The sequence below is a fragment of the Streptomyces tanashiensis genome (genome assembly GCF_014648895.1).
Lineage (GTDB): Bacteria > Actinomycetota > Actinomycetes > Streptomycetales > Streptomycetaceae > Streptomyces > Streptomyces tanashiensis.
In genome coordinates this window covers 136,459-155,128 of sequence record NZ_BMRZ01000009.1, presented here as the reverse complement: position 1 = coordinate 155,128, position 18,670 = coordinate 136,459, and the positions used below count along the sequence as shown (strand labels likewise).

Genomic DNA, 18,670 nt, shown 5'->3' with positions numbered 1-18,670 from the left:
CACCCGCGGTTTCAGCCCGCCGCCTCCCCGCCCTTTCCGGTGGGGGAGCCGGCGGGCTTCCGCGTTCCCGGGACCCGCGCCGACCTGGCCGTACGGAACGGACGCGGGGCCGTCGCTTCCGCCGGGCCGCCGCCGGCCGGAGCCCGGCGCGCCGCGAGGGCGCGCTCCACGACCGCGTCCAGCGAAAGCCGCCGGCCCTCCTGGACCGCGACGCCGAACGCCTCCGCGCCCAGGACCTCCTCCGCCCGCTGCCGGCAGAGCGCCCTCGGCCCGTCGAACGCCTCCGAGCCGAAGAGCCGGATGCCCACCGTGTCCCACACCGGCACCGCGGCCCCCTGGAGCACCGCCGCCTCCGCCGCGTCCCCCTCGCTCACCGTCACCAGCGCGAGCAGCTCGATCGCCAGGACGAGACCGACCAGGTCACGGAAGGTGTGGTTGATCGAGACGCACTCGGTGAGCAGCTCCCGCGCCTCCCCGTACGCGTCCCTGGTCCACGCCGAGAACGCCAGGACGTACAGGGCGTAGGCCCGGGTCCAGAGCTCCCCGCGCTCCTCGCAGACCTCCCGTACCTCCCGGCAGATCGCCACCGCTCCCTCCAGGTCGCCCCGGAAGGCCCGCGCCATGGCCACCTCGACCTGGCCCATCAGCACGTTGCTGTTCAGCTCGCCGAGCTCCCGGTAGGAGCCGAGGGCCCGCTCGATCAGCGACTCGGCCCGCGGCAGATCGTCCGAGAGCAGCGCGAGGCAGCCCATCCGGTGCGTCGCGTACGCCTCCGCCAGCGCGTTCCGCGAGGAACGGGCCCGCTCCCCGCACTCGTGGAGCGCCGCCACCGCCGCCGTGCCGTCCCCCTGCAGGACCGCCGTGTACCCGAGCACCCACAGCGCCTTGAGCCGCGCCTCCTCGTGTCCGGACTCCAGCGCGAGCGCCCGCTCCAGCCAGTGCCGGCCCTCCGACAGGCGGCCGCAGCCGACCCAGGCGAACCAGAGCGTGCCCGCCAGGTGCTGGGCGAGGTGGGCGTCCTCCGGGAGTTCGAGGCACAGGTCCAGCGCGGCCCGCAGATTGGGCAGCGCCGCGTCCGTACGGGCCGCGACCTCCGCCTGGCGGGGGCTGAACCACTCCAGCTCGCACCAGGTGGCGAGCCCCATGTACCAGTCGCGGTGCCGCCGCCGCATCCGGTCCGTGTCACCGAGCGCCGCCAGCCACTCCGCCCCGTACGCGGCGACCGTGTCCAGGAGCCGGTAGGCGGGACCCGCGGGCGTGTCCTCCCGCGACACCAGGGACTGCGCGAGCAGACCCCCGAGGTGGTCGAGGATCCGCTCCGGCGGCAGCTCCCGGCTCCCGCACACGTACTCCACCGCCTCCAGGTCGAAGGGGCCGGCGAACACCGAGAGCCGCGCCCAGAGCAGCCGCTCCTCCGGGGTGCACAGCTCGTGGCTCCAGCCGATCGCGGTACGCAGCGTCTGATGGCGGGGGAGCACCCCCCGCTCGCCGTCCGTCAGGAGACGGAAGCGGTCGTCGAGACGGAGCAGCATCTGCTCGACCGGGAGGAGCGGGAGCCGGCCGGCGGCCAGTTCCAGGGCGAGCGGGATGCCGTCGAGGCGCCGGCACAGCTCCCGCACGGCCTCCGCGCCGTGCCCCGGGGCCACGGACGTTCCCGTGCCCGGGAGGCCCGGCGGGCCGGGGACCGCCGTCGCGACCGGCGCGCCCGCCTCCGCGGCGCGCTCGGCGAGGAGCGCGACCGCGTCCGTCTCGTCCATCGGGGCCAGCGGGAACACCGCCTCGCCCGCCACCCGCAGGGGCCGCCGGCCGACCGCGAGCACGGTGAGCCCGGGCGCCCGGGCGAGGAGCTCCCGCACCAGCGGCGCGCAGCTCTCCACCAGGTGTTCGAAACCGTCCACCACCAGCAGCATCCGCCGCTCGGCGAGATGCTCGACCAGCACCTCGCGCGGGGCCCTCGGGGTGTGGTCGGTCAGCCCGAGCGCCTCGACCAGGGCGTACGCCACCAGGTCGGGGTCGCGCAGCGGCGCGAGCTCGGCCAGCCCGACCTCTTCGCCGTAGCGTTTCTGCGCCGCCGCGGCAGCCCGCAGCGCGAGCCGTGTCTTGCCGACCCCGCCGACGCCCACGACCGTGACCAGGCGGGATGTCTCGAGGAGCGCCGTCAGTGCGGCCTGCTCGGCGGCCCGTCCGACGAACCGGTTCAGCTCCGCCGGGAGATTGCTCCGTCGCATGGGACACGGAGCGTACTCACCCGCGCGCGCTCCGTACAATCGGGTTCTCGTGACCACCGTCCCACGGGCGGTAATGCGGTACGGCAGGACAGCCCGGGCGCGATAGGGTCGGGGGACGACTTTTCACAGGGCCCAACGACAGCAGAGAGCGGTGCACAGTGACCGGTGGAGAGGTTGCCGGGATCCTGGTGGCCGTGTTCTGGGCGATCCTCGTCTCCTTCCTCGCCGTGGTGCTGGTGAGGCTGGCGCAGACGCTCAGGGCGACCACCCGGCTGGTGGCGGACGTGACCGAGCAGGCCGTTCCCCTGCTCGCCGACGCGTCCGCGACGGTGCGCTCGGCGCAGACCCAGCTCGACCGGGTCGACGCCATCGCCTCGGACGTCCAGGAGGTCACCTCCAACGCCTCCGCGCTGTCCACGACCGTCGCCTCCACCTTCGGCGGCCCGCTCGTCAAGGTGGCCGCCTTCGGCTACGGCGTCCGCAAGGCGCTCGGCCGGGGCCGTGAGGCGGAGGACGCGCCGCGGGCCGCCGTCCGCCGTACTGTGATCGTCGGCCGTACCGTGCCGTCCTCGCGACGCCGGAAGCAGAAGGGCTGAGCCGCGATGTTCCGCCGCACGTTCTGGTTCACGGCCGGCGCAGCCGCCGGCGTGTGGGCCACCACCAAGGTCAACCGGAAGCTGAAGCAGCTGACCCCCGAGAGCCTCGCGGCCCAGGCGGCGAACAAGGCGATCGAGACCGGCCACCGGCTCAAGGACTTCGCCCTCGACGTGAGGGCGGGCATGGTCCAGCGGGAGGCGGAGCTGGGCGAGGCGCTCGGCCTGGAAGCCCCCGTGGACCAGGGCCGGGAGCTGCCGGAGCCGCGCCGGAGGGCCGCGCTCGGCCAGGCCGCGCAGCCGACCACATATTCGTTTTCCAAGATGCCTACGAGTTCGTACAACCGGAATGAGGACCACTGATGGAGTCGGCTGAAATCCGCCGCCGCTGGCTGAGCTTCTTCGAGGAGCGCGGGCACACCGTCGTCCCTTCGGCGTCGCTCATCGCGGACGACCCGACTCTGCTGCTCGTCCCGGCCGGCATGGTGCCGTTCAAGCCCTACTTCCTGGGTGAGGTCAAGCCCCCCTTCACGCGCGCCTCCAGCGTGCAGAAGTGCGTGCGCACGCCGGACATCGAGGAGGTCGGCAAGACCACCCGGCACGGCACGTTCTTCCAGATGTGCGGCAACTTCTCCTTCGGCGACTACTTCAAGGAAGGCGCCATCAAGCTCGCCTGGGAGCTGCTGACCACCCCGGTGGAGCACGGCGGCTACGGGCTCGAGCCGGAGAAGCTCTGGATCACCGTCTACCAGGAGGACGACGAGGCCGAGCAGATCTGGCGCGACGTCATCGGCGTCCCGGCCGAGCGCATCCAGCGCCTCGGCAAGAAGGACAACTACTGGTCGATGGGCGTCCCCGGACCCTGCGGCCCGTGCTCCGAGATCAACTACGACCGCGGCCCCGAGTTCGGCGTCGAGGGCGGCCCGGCCGTCAACGACGAGCGGTACGTGGAGATCTGGAACCTGGTCTTCATGCAGTACGAGCGCGGTGAGGGCTCGGGCAAGGACGACTTCCCGATCCTCGGCGAGCTGCCGTCGAAGAACATCGACACGGGCCTCGGCCTGGAGCGCCTGGCGATGATCCTCCAGGGCGTCCAGAACATGTACGAGACGGACACCCTCCAGGTCGTCATCGACAAGGCCACCGCCCTCACCGGCGTCGCCTACGGCAAGGCCCACGACAGCGACGTCTCGCTCCGCGTGGTCGCCGACCACATGCGTACGTCCGTCATGCTCATCGGCGACGGCGTCACCCCCGGCAACGAGGGCCGCGGTTACGTGCTGCGCCGCATCATGCGCCGCGCCGTCCGCAACATGCGCCTGCTCGGCGCCACCGGCCCGGTCGTCCAGGAACTCGTCGACACCGTGATCAACACGATGGGCGAGCAGTACCCGGAGCTGGTCACCGACCGCAAGCGCATCGAGACCGTCGCCCTCGCCGAAGAGGCCGCCTTCCTGAAGGCCCTCAAGGGCGGCACCAACATCCTCGACACCGCCGTCACCGAGACCAAGGCCGCCGGCGGCTCCGTCCTCGCCGGCGAGAAGGCCTTCCTGCTCCACGACACGTGGGGCTTCCCGATCGACCTCACCCTGGAGATGGCCGCCGAGCAGGGCCTCTCCGTGGACGAGGACGGCTTCCGCCGCCTGATGAAGGAGCAGCGGGACCGCGCCAAGGCCGACGCCAAGGCGAAGAAGACCGGCCACGCCGACATGACCTCGTACCGGGAGATCGCCGACAGCAACGGCGCCACCGAGTTCACCGGCTACACGAACACCGAGGGCGAGAGCACGGTCGTCGGTCTCCTCGTCAACGGTGTCTCCTCGCCGGCCGCCTCCGAGGGCGACGAGGTCGAGGTCGTCCTCGACCGCACCCCGTTCTACGCCGAGGGCGGCGGTCAGATCGCCGACCAGGGCCGCATCAAGCTGCACAGCGGTGCCGTCATCGAGGTCCGCGACGTCCAGCAGCCGGTCCCGGGCGTCTCCGTCCACAAGGGCTCCGTGCAGGTCGGCGAGGTGACCGTGGGCTCCACCGCCTACGCCACCATCGACGTCAAGCGCCGCCGGGCCATCGCCCGCGCCCACTCCGCCACGCACCTGACCCACCAGGCGCTGCGCGACGCTCTCGGCCCGACGGCCGCCCAGGCCGGTTCCGAGAACCAGCCCGGTCGCTTCCGCTTCGACTTCGGTTCGCCGAACGCCGTCCCGGGCGCGGTCCTCACCGACGTCGAGCAGAAGATCAACGAGGTCCTCTCGCGCGAGCTGGAGGTCCACGCCGAGGTCATGCCGATCAACGAGGCCAAGCGCCAGGGTGCCATCGCCGAGTTCGGCGAGAAGTACGGCGAGCAGGTCCGCGTCGTCACCATCGGCGACTTCTCCAAGGAGCTGTGCGGCGGCACGCACGTCGGCAACACCGCCCAGCTGGGCCTGGTGAAGCTGCTCGGCGAGTCGTCCATCGGCTCCGGCGTGCGCCGCATCGAGGCCCTCGTGGGTGTCGACGCCTACAACTTCCTCGCCCGTGAGCACACGGTCGTCGCCCAGCTCCAGGAGCTCGTCAAGGGCCGCCCGGAGGAGCTGCCGGAGAAGATCTCCTCCATGCTCGGCAAGCTGAAGGACGCCGAGAAGGAGATCGAGAAGTTCCGCGCGGAGAAGGTCCTCCAGGCCGCCGCCGGTCTCGTCGACTCCGCCCGCGACATCCGCGGCGTCGCCCTCGTCACCGGGCAGGTCCCGGACGGCACCGGCGCCGACGACCTCCGCAAGCTCGTCCTGGACGTGCGGGGACGCATCTCCGGCGGCCGTCCGGCCGTCGTGGCCCTGTTCACCACGGCCAACGGCAAGCCGCTGACGGTCATCGCCACCAACGAGGCCGCCCGCGAGCGCGGTCTCAAGGCCGGCGAGCTGGTCCGCACGGCCGCCAAGACCCTCGGTGGCGGTGGCGGCGGCAAGCCGGACGTCGCCCAGGGCGGCGGCCAGAACCCGGAGGCCGTCGGCGAGGCCATCGCCGCCGTCGAGCGTCTCGTGGTGGAGACGGCGTGACGATGCGCCGCGGCCGCCGTCTCGCGGTCGACGTCGGGGACGCCCGGATCGGGGTCGCCTCGTGCGACCCCGACGGGGTCCTCGCGACGCCGGTGGAGACCGTGCCGGGACGTGACGTCCCGGCCGCCCACCGGCGGCTCCGCCAGATCGTCGAGGAGTACGAGCCGATCGAGGTCGTCGTGGGTCTGCCCCGCTCGCTCAGCGGGCGGGAGGGCCCGGCCGCGGCCAAGTGCCGCGCCTTCGCCCGGGAGATGGCGAAGGGCATCGCCCCGGTGCCGGTGCGCCTGGTCGACGAGCGGATGACCACGGTCACCGCGACCCAGGGCCTGCGGGCCTCGGGCGTGAAGGCGAAGAAGGGGCGGTCCGTCATCGACCAGGCCGCCGCTGTGATCATCCTTCAGAACGCTCTTGAGTCCGAACGGGTATCAGGTAATCCGCCCGGCGAGGGCGTCGAAGTGGTCATCTGATCGCGATACGGTAACGTTCCGCGCGATGCGGCGGTGTTCGAACAGCTGCCGCACTACGTAGAGGCGGATCGTCCGGAAGCCTCGCGGCTGTTTGGGGATCGATGACTGAGTATGGCCGGGGCCCTGGCTCCGAACCGTGGCACCCCGGGGACCCGCTCTACGGGGACCAGGGGTGGGAGGGTCAGCAGCAGTACCCGCACCCCCAGCAGGCGAGCCAGTACGACCACCAGGCCCAGGGCTACGTGGATCCGTACGGCCAGGGCGGTCACGTCGACCAGGGCTACGGGGTCGACCCGTACCAGCAGCAGGCGCAGCAGTACCAGCAGCAGCCGCAGCAGTACGTCGACCCTCAGTACCAGCAGCAGCATCAGCAGTACCAGCAGCCGCAGCAGCCGCAGCAGTACGAGACGGGGTACCCGGGCGGTTACGACACGCCCGGGCATCTCGGACAGCAGTACGACAGCGGCTGGGAGACCGGCCAGGCGGCGATGGCCTACGGCGCGCCCCCGGCCGATCCTTACGGCGGGCAGAACCCGGACCTCTACGGGACGCCCGAGGCCTACCCGCCGCCCCAGCCGCCCGGCCGGCGGCAGAACCCGCCGGAGCCGGTCGTCGACTGGGCGCCGGAGGAAGAGGCGCCCCAGCCCCAGCCGGAGCCGGAGGCCGAGGAGGAGAACCACCCCTTCTTCACCGGTGGCTCCGACGACGACTCCGACGACGGCTATGACGACGAGGAGGAGCCGAGGCGTGGCCGCGGCTCCCGCGACGGCGACCGTGAACGCCGGAGCAAAGCGAAGAAACGCAAAGGCAAGAACGGCGTGGCCTGCCTCGTCGTCGCGCTCGTCATGGTGGGCGGCGTCGGCGGCATCGGCTACTTCGGCTACCAGTTCTGGCAGGGCGAGTTCGGCGCGGCGCCCGACTACGCGGGCAGCGGCAGCGGCGAGGTCCAGGTCGAGATCCCGAAGTCCGCGGGCGGCTACGAGATCGGCAACATCCTCAAGAAGGCCGGTGTCGTCAAGAGCGTCGACGCCTTCGTCTCCGCGCAGCAGAAGAACCCCCGGGGTCTCTCCATCCAGGCGGGTGCCTACACGCTGAAGAAGGAGATGTCGGCCGACAGCGCGGTGACGCTGATGCTGAACCCGGCCAGCCAGGCCAACCTCATCATTCCCGAGGGCAAGCGGAACGCCTGGGTGTACGAGAAGCTCGACGAGCGTCTGGACCTCAAGCCGGGCACCACCAAGGAGATCGCACTCGCGAAGGCGGACTCCCTCGGGCTGCCCGACTGGGCCAAGAACCACGACGAGATCAAGGACCCGCTGGAAGGCTTCCTCTTCCCCGCGAGCTACCCCGTCGCCAAGGGCAGCAAGCCCGAGGACGCGCTGCGCAAGATGGTCGGCCGCGCCAACCAGGAGTACACCAAGCTGGACCTGGACGCGAAGGCGAGGGAGCTGGGCGTCAAGGGACCCTGGGAGCTCATCACGGTCGCGAGCCTGGTGCAGGCGGAGGGCAAGACCCACGACGACTTCCGCAAGATGGCCGAGGTCGTCTACAACCGCCTCAAGCCGGACAACCGCGAGACCGTCCAGCTCCTGCAGTTCGACTCGACCCTGAACTATCTGAAGGGTCAGAGCGAGATCAAGATCTCCGAGCAGGAGGCGAACACCAACACCGACCCGTACAACACGTACAAGCACAAGGGGCTGCCGCCGGGACCGATCGGCAACCCGGGCAACGAGGCGCTGGCCGCGATGCTCAACCCCACGAACGACGGCTGGCTCTACTTCGTCGCGACCGACGGCATGAACAAGACCGAGTTCGCGAAGACCCTCGCCGAGCACAACAGGTTGAAGGACAAGTTCAATGCCAACACCGGCCAGTGAGACCGGCCGCCGCGCGGCCGTCCTCGGTTCGCCGATCGCCCACTCGCTCTCCCCGGTCCTGCACCGGGCCGCGTACGCCGAGCTCGGTCTCGACGACTGGACGTACGACCGCTTCGAGGTCGACGAGGCCGGACTGCCCGGCTTCGTCGGCGAGCTGGACGGCACCTGGGCCGGGCTCTCGCTGACCATGCCGCTCAAGCGGGCGATCATCCCGCTGCTCGACGAGATCACCGGCACGGCCGCCGCGGTGGAGGCCGTCAACACCGTCGTCCTCCGGGAGGACGGGCGCCGGGTCGGCGACAACACCGACATCCCCGGCATGGTCGCCGCCCTGGGCGAGCAGGGCGTCGAGAAGGTGGAGTCGGCGGCCGTCCTCGGCGCCGGCGCCACCGCATCCTCCGCGCTCGCCGCCCTCGCCCGGATCTGCGCCGGCCCCGTCACCGCGTACGTCCGGAGCGAGGCGCGGGCCGAGGAGATGCGCGGCTGGGGCGAGCGGCTCGGCGTGGACGTCCGGACCGCCGAGTGGGAACGGGCCGCGGAGGCCTTCGACGCACCGCTGGTCATCGCGACCACCCCGGCCGGCACCACGAACGCCCTGGCGACCGCCGTCCCCGACCGGGTCGGCGCCCTCTTCGACGTCCTCTACGACCCCTGGCCGACCCCGCTCGCGGCCGCCTGGGCCGACCGCGGCGGCAAGGTCGTCGGCGGCCTCGACCTCCTCGTCCACCAGGCGGTCCTCCAGGTCGAACAGATGACGGGCGTCCCCGAGGCGCCTCTCGCGGCCATGAGGGCCGCGGGGGAGCGGGCGCTGGCCGCTCGTTAGGATCTCCCCCTCAGCAAGGGGATCCGGGGGGAGTGGCAGTGGACACGGGTGGGGAATGGGCGCTGGCGTCCCGGTGGGACGTCGTCGGGGGCATCGTGCGCCTGGTCTTCAGCCTGGTCTTCCACGACTTGCCCGAATGGGTGAGATACCCCCTGCTCGCGTTCGGGTGCGCCGTGGTCGTCCACCTCGGCCTGGGATGGCTCCGCGAGCGGTTCGGCGGGCCCGCCGACGAGGACGAGGTCGTCCACGAGAGCGAGGCCGACGTCCGATAGCTGGACCGGAGGGCCGGTTCGCCCCCCGAACGTGGGAGGATCTGGGTGGCGGGCCAGGGCCGCGCACCCGGTCGCGCCGTCGCAGTGCCAGGCGCGAGCATGAGGAGCATCGTTGAGCAGGTTGCGTTGGCTGACCGCTGGGGAATCCCACGGACCCGCGCTGGTCGCGACGCTGGAGGGTCTTCCCGCCGGCGTCCCGGTCACCACTGAGCTGGTGGCGGACCACCTGGCGCGGCGACGCCTCGGCTATGGACGTGGCGCCCGCATGAAGTTCGAGCAGGACGAGATCACGTTCCTCGGCGGTGTCCGGCACGGACTCTCCCTCGGCTCCCCGATCGCCGTCATGGTCGGCAACACCGAGTGGCCCAAGTGGGAGAAGGTCATGTCGGCCGACCCGGTCGACCCCTCGGAGCTCAAGGAGACGGGCCGCAACGCGCCCCTGACCCGGCCCCGCCCCGGCCACGCCGACCTCGCCGGAATGCAGAAGTACGGCTTCGACGAGGCCCGGCCGATCCTGGAGCGCGCCAGCGCCCGGGAGACCGCCGCCCGTGTCGCCCTCGGCGCCGTCGCCCGGTCCTTCCTCAAGGAGGCCGCCGGCATCGAGATCGTCTCGCACGTGGTCGAGCTGGCCGCCGCCAAGGCGCCCTACGGCGTCTACCCGACCCCCGGCGACGTCGAGAAGCTCGACGCCGACCCGGTCCGCTGCCTCGACGCCGACGCGTCGAAGGCGATGGTCGCGGAGATCGACCAGGCCCACAAGGACGGCGACACCCTCGGCGGCGTCGTCGAGGTCCTCGCCTACGGCGTGCCCGTCGGGCTCGGCTCGCACGTCCACTGGGACCGCCGTCTCGACGCCCGGCTCGCCGCCGCCCTCATGGGCATCCAGGCCATCAAGGGCGTCGAGGTCGGCGACGGTTTCGACCTCGCCCGCGTGCCCGGCTCGAAGGCCCACGACGAGATCGTCCGCACCGAGGACGGCATCAAGCGCACCTCCGGCCGTTCCGGCGGCACCGAGGGCGGACTGACCACCGGCGAGCTGCTGCGCGTCCGCGCCGCGATGAAGCCGATCGCGACCGTCCCGCGCGCCCTGGCCACGATCGACGTCGCCACCGGCGAGGCCGCGGCCGCCCACCACCAGCGCTCCGACGTGTGCGCGGTCCCCGCCGCCGGCATCGTCGCCGAGGCCATGGTCGCGCTCGTCCTCGCGGACGCGGTCGTCGAGAAGTTCGGCGGCGACAGCGTCCCCGAGACCCGTCGCAACGTGCAGTCGTACCTCGACAACCTGACGATCCGGTGACCGCCGGACCCCTGGTCGTCCTCGTCGGGCCCATGGGCTCCGGCAAGTCCACGGTGGGCGTGCTCCTGGCCGAACGGCTCGGCGCGGCCTACCGGGACACCGACGCCGACATCGTCGCCGCCGAAGGACGCGAGATCTCCGACATCTTCGTCGAGGACGGCGAGGAGCACTTCCGCGCCCTGGAGCGGGCCGCGGTCGCCGCGGCCGTCGCCGAGCACGAGGGCGTCCTCGCCCTCGGCGGCGGCGCGATCCTGGACGCCGGGACCCGCGCCCTGCTCACCGGGCTGCCCGTCGCGTACCTCTCGATGGACGTCGAGGAGGCGGTCCGCCGCGTCGGCCTGAACACCGCGCGGCCGCTGCTCGCCGTCAACCCGCGCCGCCAGTGGCGCGAACTGATGGACGCGCGCCGGCATCTGTACACCGAAGTCGCCCGTGTCGTGGTCACCACGGACGAGCGCACCCCCGAAGAGGTCGCCCAGGCGGTCCTCGACGCACTGGAGTTGAAGGACGTATGACGGACCAGGACCAGGTGACCCGTATCCAGGTCGGCGGTTCCGCGGGCACCGATCCGTACGAGGTACTGGTCGGGCGGCAGCTCCTCGGTGAGCTCCCCGCCCTGATCGGCACCCAGGCCCGGCGGGTCGCCGTGATCCACCCGGAGGCGCTCGCCGACACCGGCGAGGCGCTCCGCGCCGACCTCGCCGACCAGGGCTACGAGGCGGTCGCCATCCAGGTGCCGAACGCCGAGGAGGCGAAGACCGCCGAGGTCGCCGCCTACTGCTGGAAGGCGCTGGGCCAGACGGGCTTCACCCGCAGCGACGTCGTCGTCGGCGTCGGCGGCGGAGCGACCACCGACCTGGCGGGCTTCGTGGCCGCGACCTGGCTGCGCGGCGTGCGCTGGGTCGCCGTGCCCACCACCGTCCTGGCCATGGTCGACGCGGCCGTCGGCGGCAAGACGGGCATCAACACCGCCGAGGGCAAGAACCTCGTCGGCGCCTTCCACCCGCCCGCCGGGGTCCTGTGCGACCTCGCGGCGCTCGACTCGCTGCCGGTGCACGACTACGTCAGCGGGCTCGCGGAGGTCATCAAGGCCGGCTTCATCGCCGACCCGGTGATCCTCGACCTCATCGAGGAGGACCCGCAGGCCGCCCGCACCCCGGCCGGTCCGCACACCGCCGAGCTGCTCGTCCGCTCGATCAGGGTCAAGGCCGAGGTCGTCTCCGGAGACCTCAAGGAGGCCGGCCACCGGGAGATCCTCAACTACGGCCACACCCTCGCCCACGCCATCGAGAAGAACGAGCGGTACAAGTGGCGCCACGGCGCCGCCGTCTCCGTCGGCATGGTCTTCGCCGCCGAGCTCGGCCGCCTCGCCGGCCGGCTCGACGACGCCACCGCCGACCGGCACCGGGCGATCCTGGAGTCCGTCGGTCTGCCGCTCACCTACCGCGGCGACCAGTGGCCGAAGCTCCTGGAGACGATGCGGATCGACAAGAAGTCCCGCGGTGACCTGCTGCGCTTCATCGTGCTCGACGCGATCGGCAAGCCGACCGTCCTGGAGGGCCCCGACCCGGCCGTCCTGATCGCGGCGTACGGCGAGGTGTCGGCGTGAGCGAGGCGCGTCCGGGCCGCCCGGTCCTCGTGCTCAACGGCCCGAACCTGGGCCGGCTCGGCTCCCGCGAGCCCGAGATCTACGGTGCCACGTCCTACAAGGGGCTCGTCGAGTCCTGCCGGGCGCTCGGCGCGGAGCTCGGCTTCGACGTCGACGTGCGGGAGACCAACGACGAGGGCGAGATGATCCGCTGGCTCCACGAGGCCGCGGACGGCTCGATCCCGGTGGTGATCAACCCCGGCGCGTTCACGCACTACTCGTACGGGATGCGGGACGCCGCCGCCCAGCGGACCGCTCCGCTGATCGAGGTGCACATCTCGAACCCGTACGCCCGTGAGGAGTTCCGCCACACCTCGGTCGTCGCGGCCGTGGCGAGCGGGACGGTCGCCGGGTTCGGGATCGGGTCCTACCGGCTGGCGCTGCGGGCGCTCGCCGAGGAGCTCACCGACTGACAGGGCCTGACAGGGCACCAGGGGGCGTCCCCGGCCGTTCCCCCTGTGGGGGCCGGGGGCGGTAACGTTCCGCCCGACCACGGACACACCGGTCCGAGGATCCGACAGGCGTACGAGACGGAGTGGCACCGGATGCAGCACGCAGTGGGGGGTCCGCTGCCACCGCCCGAGGGGCAGGGCCGGGCGACCGGTCCCGGGCCCGTGGCCGGACCGGGACCCGTGCCCGGTTCCGTTCCGGCTCCGGTTCCCGGGGCGGGAGGCAGGGAGCCCGGCGGGCAGCCACCCGTTCCTCCGCCGGTCCCGCCGGGCGCCCCGTACCAGGCGCCGCCGTCCGCACCCCGGCTCGGGGTGCACCCGACGGTCCAGACCGGCGCTCCCCGGCCCCCGCACGCCCCGCCGGGCTGGGGCACTCCCGGAGGCGTGCCTCAGCATCCGGCGGCCCCTCAGCACCCCTCGGCCCCCCACCCGGCCGGTGCGCCGCACCCGGGGCCTCCGCAGCATCCCGGTGCCCCGCAGCACCCGGCCTCGGGGCCGCACCCCGCGGCCCCTCAGCACCCCGCCGCGGCCCCGCCGCGGGGGGACCTGACCGGGCACGTTCCGCTGCCGCCCGTGAGCGCGCCCCTCGCGCCGCCCGTCGAGCACGGTGCCGGGACCGGCGCGGCGACCCTCGCCGTCCTGCTCATCGGCCCCGCCGGCGCGGGCAAGACGACCGTCGCCCGGCACTGGGCGCAGCGCCGCCGCGTGCCCACCGCGCACATCAGCCTCGACGACGTCCGCGAGTGGGTCTGCTCCGGCTTCGCCGACCCGCAGTCCGGCTGGAACGAGCACTCCGAGGCGCAGTACCGGCTGGCCCGCCGCACCTGCGGCTTCGCCGCGCGCAACTTCCTCGCCAACGGCATCTCCTGCATCGTCGACGACGCCGTCTTCCCGGACCGGCCCGTCGTCGGCCTCGGCGGCTGGAAGCGCCACGTCGGACCCGGTCTGCTGCCCGTCGTCCTCCTGCCCGGTCTGGAGGTCGTCCTGGAGCGCAACGCCGAGCGCAGCGGCAACCGGCGCCTCTCGGACGAGGAGGTCGCCGCCATCCACGGCCGGATGGCCGGCTGGTACGGCTCGGGGCTGCCGATCATCGACAACTCCACGTACGACGTCGAGACCACCGCGCGCGTGCTCGACGACGTCCTCGCCCGCGCGATCGCGAGCCCGCCCACCTGGTGACCCCGCCCGGACGGCCGTTCTGAACAGGCCGTCGCGGCGGGACGCTCGTAGGCTCGGAGCATGTCAGAGGTGTATGCGGACCGCCGTGTACGGCTGCGCGACCGGTGCGCGGCCGCGGGCAGCCCGGCGGCCCTGGTCTCCCGCCCCGCCAACGTCCGCTATCTCGCGGGTGGTTCGCCGCCCGGCGCCGTCCTGCTCGTCGGGCCGGAGCCCGAGGCGGACGTCCTGCTCTGCCCCGTCGCGCCCGGTGGCGAACCGGCCGACGGACGGCTCGACGAGCTGCTCCGGCAGCAGGTCCTGCCCACCGGGGGAGGCGACCCCGCGGTCGCCGCCGTCGACCTGGCCCGCGGGGCCGGCGCCGACGCGCTCGCGGTCGAGGAGCACCACCTGACGGTGGCCCGGCACCGGGCGATGGGTTCCGTCGCCCCCGGACTGCGTCTCGCCGACCTCTCCTGCGCCGTGGAGCAGCTCAGGATTGTCAAGGACGAGGACGAGATCGCCTGCCTGAGGATCGCGGCGGAGATCGCCGACCAGGCCCTCGGCGAGCTCCTGGAGTCGATCCTCGTGGGGCGGACCGAGCGCCACCTCGCCCTGGAGCTGGAGCGGCGGCTCGTCGACCACGGCGCCGACGGAGCCGCCTTCCCCACCTCGGTGGGGACCGGCCCGCACTCCGGGCGCCGGGGGCACCGGCCCACCGACCGCCGGGTCGAGGAGGGCGATTTCCTCTCCGTCTGCCTCGGCGCGGACTACCGCGGCTACCGGTGCGAGATCGGCCGGACCTTCGTCATCGGCACCACCCCCGCCGACTGGCAGATCGAGCTGTACGAGCTCGTCTTCGCCGCTCAGCGGGCCGGACGCGAGTCCCTGGCACCCGGGGCCGAATACCGGGACGTGGACCGGGCGGCCCGCCAGATCCTGGACGCCGCCGGGCACACGGAGGCGGCCGTGCCCCTGATCGGGCACGGGGTGGGGCTCGAAATCGACGAGGACCCGCAGCTCTCACCCTCGGCCATGGGTAAACTGGACGCTTGTGTGCCGGTCACCGTCGAACCGGGGGTCCACCTCCCGGGCCGGGGCGGGGTCCGGATCGATGACACGCTCGTCGTGCGCCAGGAGGCGGACGGCGGACCCGAGCTACTCACCATCACGACCAAGGAGCTGCTCGCGCTGTAAGGCGCGTACGCCTCCCAGGTCCCACGTCAGTCCAGGAGATTCCGCAACCGTGGCTTCCACGAACGACCTCAAGAACGGCATGGTGCTCAAGCTCGAAGGCGGCCAGCTCTGGTCCGTCGTCGAGTTCCAGCACGTCAAGCCCGGCAAGGGCCCGGCCTTCGTGCGCACCAAGCTCAAGAACGTGCTGTCCGGCAAGGTCGTCGACAAGACCTTCAACGCCGGTGTGAAGGTCGACACGGCCACCATCGACCGCCGCGACATGCAGTTCTCCTACATGGACGGCGACTACTTCGTCTTCATGGACATGGAGACGTACGACCAGCTGCACGTCGACCGCAAGGCCGTCGGCGACTCTGCCAACTTCCTCATCGAGGGCTTCACCGCCTCCGTCGCCCAGCACGAGGGCGAGGTGCTCTACGTCGAGCTCCCGGCCGCCGTCGAGCTGACGATCCAGCACACCGACCCGGGCGTCCAGGGCGACCGCTCCACCGGCGGCACCAAGCCGGCGACGCTGGAGACCGGCCACGAGATCCAGGTCCCGCTCTTCGTCACCACCGGTGAGAAGGTCAAGGTCGACACGCGCGACAGCAGCTACCTCGGCCGGGTGAACAAGTAACCGTGGCCGCTCGGAGCAAGGCCCGCAAGCGCGCCTTCCAGATCCTCTTCGAGGCGGACCAGCGTGGTGCCTCCGTCCAGGAGGTTCTCGCGGACCAGATCCGGCACGCGCGGTCCGACGACCGCCAGCCGCCGGTCAACGACTTCACCATGCAGCTGGTCGAGGGATACGCGGCCCACGTGGCGCGGATCGACGAGCTCATCGCGACCTACGCGGTGGACTGGGACCTCGACCGGATGCCCGTCGCCGACCGGAACATCGTGCGCCTCGGTGCGTACGAGGTCATCTGGGAGGACGGCACGCCCGACGCGGTCGCGATCGACGAGGCGGTGCAGCTCGCCAAGGAGTTCTCCACCGACGAGTCCCCGACCTTCGTCAACGGTCTGCTGGCGCGCTTCAAGGACCTGAAGCCGCGCCTGCGCCGGGACGCGGACGTCTGAGTCCCGTACGGCACGCGAAGGGGCCCGCAGCACTCGGTGCTGCGGGCCCCTTCGCACACCCGTCGGCTCTCCGGCGGCCGGCCCGGAGTTCTCCGGGGGCCGGCCCGGACGGCGGAAAGGCGACGGGCCCGTGGACGTCGGATGACGTCCACGGGCCCGGCGGTACGTTTCTGCTGTGCCCTCGTAAGGGGTCAGTTGTCCTCGTGGGCGACGGCGCGGCGCGCGTCGGCGTCCAGGACGCCCCAGCTGATCAGCTGCTCGGTGAGGACCGAGGGGGACTGGTCGTAGATGACGGCGAGCGTGCGCAGGTCGTCCTGGCGGATCGACAGCACCTTGCCGTTGTAGTCGCCGCGCTGCGACTGGATCGTCGCCGCGTAGCGCTGGAGCGGACCGGCCTTCTCCTGGGGGACGTGCGCCAGGCGCTCCAGGTCCAGGACCAGCTTCGGCGGCGGCTCGGCGGCCCCGCCCGGAGTCGTGCCCGGCAGGAGCTCCTGCACCGGGACCCCGTAGAAGTCGGCCAGCTCGGCAAGACGCTGCACGGTCACCGCGCGGTCTCCGCGCTCGTACGAGCCGACCACGACCGCCTTCCAGCGGCCCTGGGACTTCTCCTCCACCCCGTGGAGCGAGAGACCCTGCTGGGTGCGGATGGCACGGAGTTTGGCCCCGAGCTGCTTTGCGTATTCGCTGGACATAACGCTCCCGGACGCTGTGACGACATGCGGCTGCGCCGCGCGGCTGGTAACTCACTGTGAGGTTACGCAGCGTTACACCTACCCGTCAAGCCGAATGGTCCGTACCGCCCCCTCCCGGGGGACGGCGCCCGGAGGGGCGGCAGGGGTGTGCGGGACGGGCCCTCCCACCCCTGGTAGAGTGAACGGCGCAAATCCGACGTCCTTTAAGAGCCGTCCCGTGAGGCGGAGAAGGAGGTCCGTTTTCCATGGACACTCAGCAGCAGTACGGCGACGAGGCCCGGCCCGTTCTCGAGGCCCCCGACATCGCGCGGGTCCTCACCCGCATCGCCCACGAGATCGTCGAGCGCGCCAAGGGCGCCGACGACGTGGTCCTCCTCGGCATCCCCACCCGTGGCGTCTTCCTCGCCCGCCGGCTCGCCGAGAAGCTCGAATCGATCACCGGCACCAAGGTCCCGGTCGGTTCCCTCGACATCACCATGTACCGGGACGACCTGCGGATGAAGCCGGCCCGCGCCATCGGCCGCACCGAGATCCCCGGTGACGGCATCGACGGCCGCCTCGTCGTCCTCGTCGACGACGTGCTCTTCTCCGGACGCACCATCCGCGCCGCCCTCGACGCCCTCGGCGACATCGGCCGCCCGCGCGCCGTCCAGCTCGCGGTCCTCGTCGACCGCGGCCACCGCGAACTTCCGATCCGCGCCGACTACGTCGGCAAGAACCTCCCCACGTCGCTGCGGGAGACGGTCAAGGTGCAGCTCGCCGAGGAAGACGGTCGCGACACCGTCCTGCTCGGCTCCAAGCCCGCCTCCTAGCCGGACCGGCTTCCCCGCCGGGGGCCGGGGCACACCCCTGTGCCCCCGCATGCCCTCACACCTCCCCACCACGGAGAGAAACCCCGATGATGCGTCACCTCATCTCGGCCGCCGACCTCACCCGCGACGACGCCGTCCAGATCCTCGACACCGCCGAGGAGATGGCCCGGGTGGCCGACCGGCCCATCAAGAAGCTGCCGACCCTGCGCGGCCGGACCATCTGCAACCTCTTCTTCGAGGACTCCACCCGGACCCGGATCTCCTTCGAGGCCGCCGAGAAGCGCCTCTCCGCCGACGTGATCAACTTCGCGGCCAAGGGCTCCAGCGTCTCCAAGGGCGAGTCCCTCAAGGACACCGCGCAGACCCTGGAGGCCATGGGCGTCGACGCGGTCGTCATCCGGCACGGCGCCTCCGGCGCGCCCTACCGGCTCGCCACCTCCGGCTGGATCGACGCGCCCGTCATCAACGCCGGCGACGGCACCCACCAGCACCCCACCCAGGCCCTCCTGGACGCCTTCACCATGCGCCGCCGCCTCGTCGGCCGCGACGCCGGCCTCGGCCAGGACCTCGCCGGCAAGCGGATCACGCTCGTGGGCGACGTCCTGCACAGCCGGGTCGCCCGCTCCAACGTCGACCTGCTCCACACCCTCGGCGCCGAGGTCACCCTGGTGGCCCCGCCCACCCTGGTCCCCGTCGGCGTCGAGACCTGGCCCTGCGACGTCTCGTACGACCTCGACAGCGTGCTGCCGAAGTCCGACGCGGTGATGATGCTGCGTGTGCAGCGAGAGCGGATGAACGCCGCCTTCTTCCCGACCGAGCGCGAGTACTCGCGCCGCTACGGGCTCGACGGCGAGCGGATGGCGAAGATGCCCGAGCACGCCATCGTCATGCACCCCGGCCCGATGGTCCGCGGCATGGAGATCACCGCCGAGGTCGCCGACTCCGACCGCTGCACGGTCGTCGAGCAGGTCGCCAACGGCGTCTCCGTCCGGATGGCGGTCCTCTACCTGCTTCTGGGCGGCAACGAGTCCGCCGTCAGCCACACCCGTACCGAGGAGAGCAAGTAACC

The 18,670-nt window shown here is 72.2% G+C and carries 19 protein-coding genes; 17 read left to right on the top strand and 2 right to left on the bottom strand.

All coding sequences use genetic code 11. The features are described 5' to 3' along the window. Positions 1 to 11 precede the first annotated feature (11 nt). Entirely contained in the window at positions 12 to 2,228 is a 2,217-nt protein-coding gene (locus tag IE237_RS25250) for an ATP-binding protein (protein WP_189804403.1), read from the bottom strand. 158 nt (positions 2,229 to 2,386) lie between these two features. Here IE237_RS25250 and IE237_RS25245 point away from each other — a divergent pair, with 158 nt between their 5' ends. The 15 genes from IE237_RS25245 to nusB all read left to right on the top strand — a co-directional run bounded on the left by IE237_RS25245 (position 2,387) and on the right by nusB (position 16,097). After that, positions 2,387 to 2,824 carry a DUF948 domain-containing protein gene (locus tag IE237_RS25245; protein WP_189804402.1) on the top strand — a complete coding sequence of 146 codons (438 nt, stop codon included), beginning with the start codon at positions 2,387 to 2,389 and terminating at the stop codon, positions 2,822 to 2,824. A gap of 6 nt (positions 2,825 to 2,830) precedes the next feature. Further along, positions 2,831 to 3,184, top strand: a complete 354-nt coding sequence (locus tag IE237_RS25240) for a DUF6167 family protein (RefSeq protein ID WP_189804401.1) — start codon at positions 2,831 to 2,833, stop codon at positions 3,182 to 3,184. After that, a complete protein-coding gene (gene alaS / locus IE237_RS25235; RefSeq protein WP_189804400.1) occupies positions 3,184 to 5,853 on the top strand; it encodes an alanine--tRNA ligase in 2,670 nt (889 codons plus the stop codon). The genes IE237_RS25240 and alaS overlap by 1 nt, the downstream gene beginning before the upstream one ends. Before the next feature lie 2 nt (positions 5,854 to 5,855). Beyond that, entirely contained in the window at positions 5,856 to 6,320 is a 465-nt protein-coding gene (ruvX, locus tag IE237_RS25230; protein ID WP_189804548.1) for a Holliday junction resolvase RuvX, read from the top strand. Between the two features lie 101 nt (positions 6,321 to 6,421). Next, entirely contained in the window at positions 6,422 to 8,200 is a 1,779-nt protein-coding gene (mltG, locus tag IE237_RS25225) for an endolytic transglycosylase MltG (RefSeq protein WP_189804399.1), read from the top strand. Continuing rightward, positions 8,181 to 9,023, top strand: coding sequence for a shikimate dehydrogenase (locus IE237_RS25220; RefSeq protein WP_189804398.1), 843 nt, complete (start codon positions 8,181 to 8,183; stop codon positions 9,021 to 9,023). Before mltG ends, IE237_RS25220 begins: the two co-directional genes overlap by 20 nt. Before the next feature lie 32 nt (positions 9,024 to 9,055). Beyond that, complete coding sequence (locus IE237_RS25215) at positions 9,056 to 9,295, top strand: hypothetical protein (RefSeq protein ID WP_189804397.1); 240 nt, start codon at positions 9,056 to 9,058, stop codon at positions 9,293 to 9,295. Positions 9,296 to 9,407: 112 nt separating this feature from the next. Further along, complete coding sequence (aroC, locus tag IE237_RS25210) at positions 9,408 to 10,592, top strand: chorismate synthase (protein ID WP_189804396.1); 1,185 nt, start codon at positions 9,408 to 9,410, stop codon at positions 10,590 to 10,592. Continuing rightward, positions 10,589 to 11,107, top strand: coding sequence for a shikimate kinase (locus IE237_RS25205; RefSeq protein WP_189804395.1), 519 nt, complete (start codon positions 10,589 to 10,591; stop codon positions 11,105 to 11,107). Before aroC ends, IE237_RS25205 begins: the two co-directional genes overlap by 4 nt. Continuing rightward, positions 11,104 to 12,201 carry a 3-dehydroquinate synthase gene (aroB, locus tag IE237_RS25200; RefSeq protein WP_189804394.1) on the top strand — a complete coding sequence of 366 codons (1,098 nt, stop codon included), beginning with the start codon at positions 11,104 to 11,106 and terminating at the stop codon, positions 12,199 to 12,201. The genes IE237_RS25205 and aroB overlap by 4 nt, the downstream gene beginning before the upstream one ends. Further along, positions 12,198 to 12,653: a type II 3-dehydroquinate dehydratase gene (gene aroQ / locus IE237_RS25195; protein ID WP_189804393.1), complete on the top strand. Its 456-nt coding sequence runs from the start codon at positions 12,198 to 12,200 to the stop codon at positions 12,651 to 12,653. The genes aroB and aroQ overlap by 4 nt, the downstream gene beginning before the upstream one ends. Before the next feature lie 348 nt (positions 12,654 to 13,001). After that, positions 13,002 to 13,868, top strand: a complete 867-nt coding sequence (locus IE237_RS25190) for an AAA family ATPase (RefSeq protein WP_189804392.1) — start codon at positions 13,002 to 13,004, stop codon at positions 13,866 to 13,868. Between the two features lie 60 nt (positions 13,869 to 13,928). Further along, positions 13,929 to 15,041, top strand: a complete 1,113-nt coding sequence (locus IE237_RS25185; protein WP_189804391.1) for an aminopeptidase P family protein — start codon at positions 13,929 to 13,931, stop codon at positions 15,039 to 15,041. Positions 15,042 to 15,090: 49 nt separating this feature from the next. Then, positions 15,091 to 15,657: an elongation factor P gene (gene efp, locus IE237_RS25180; protein WP_189804390.1), complete on the top strand. Its 567-nt coding sequence runs from the start codon at positions 15,091 to 15,093 to the stop codon at positions 15,655 to 15,657. A 2-nt stretch (positions 15,658 to 15,659) separates the two neighbouring features. After that, positions 15,660 to 16,097 carry a transcription antitermination factor NusB gene (gene nusB / locus IE237_RS25175; RefSeq protein ID WP_189804389.1) on the top strand — a complete coding sequence of 146 codons (438 nt, stop codon included), beginning with the start codon at positions 15,660 to 15,662 and terminating at the stop codon, positions 16,095 to 16,097. 191 nt (positions 16,098 to 16,288) lie between these two features. Here the strand turns inward: nusB and bldD are convergent, their stop codons facing one another. Continuing rightward, positions 16,289 to 16,789, bottom strand: a complete 501-nt coding sequence (bldD, locus tag IE237_RS25170) for a transcriptional regulator BldD (RefSeq protein WP_017242229.1) — start codon at positions 16,787 to 16,789, stop codon at positions 16,289 to 16,291. A 245-nt stretch (positions 16,790 to 17,034) separates the two neighbouring features. Here bldD and pyrR point away from each other — a divergent pair, with 245 nt between their 5' ends. Both pyrR and IE237_RS25160 read left to right on the top strand, forming a co-directional pair. Next, on the top strand, positions 17,035 to 17,601 hold the full coding sequence (pyrR, locus tag IE237_RS25165; RefSeq protein ID WP_189804388.1) for a bifunctional pyr operon transcriptional regulator/uracil phosphoribosyltransferase PyrR: 567 nt from the start codon (positions 17,035 to 17,037) through the stop codon (positions 17,599 to 17,601). Between the two features lie 86 nt (positions 17,602 to 17,687). Then, positions 17,688 to 18,668: an aspartate carbamoyltransferase catalytic subunit gene (locus IE237_RS25160; RefSeq protein ID WP_189804387.1), complete on the top strand. Its 981-nt coding sequence runs from the start codon at positions 17,688 to 17,690 to the stop codon at positions 18,666 to 18,668. Positions 18,669 to 18,670: the final 2 nt, after the last annotated feature.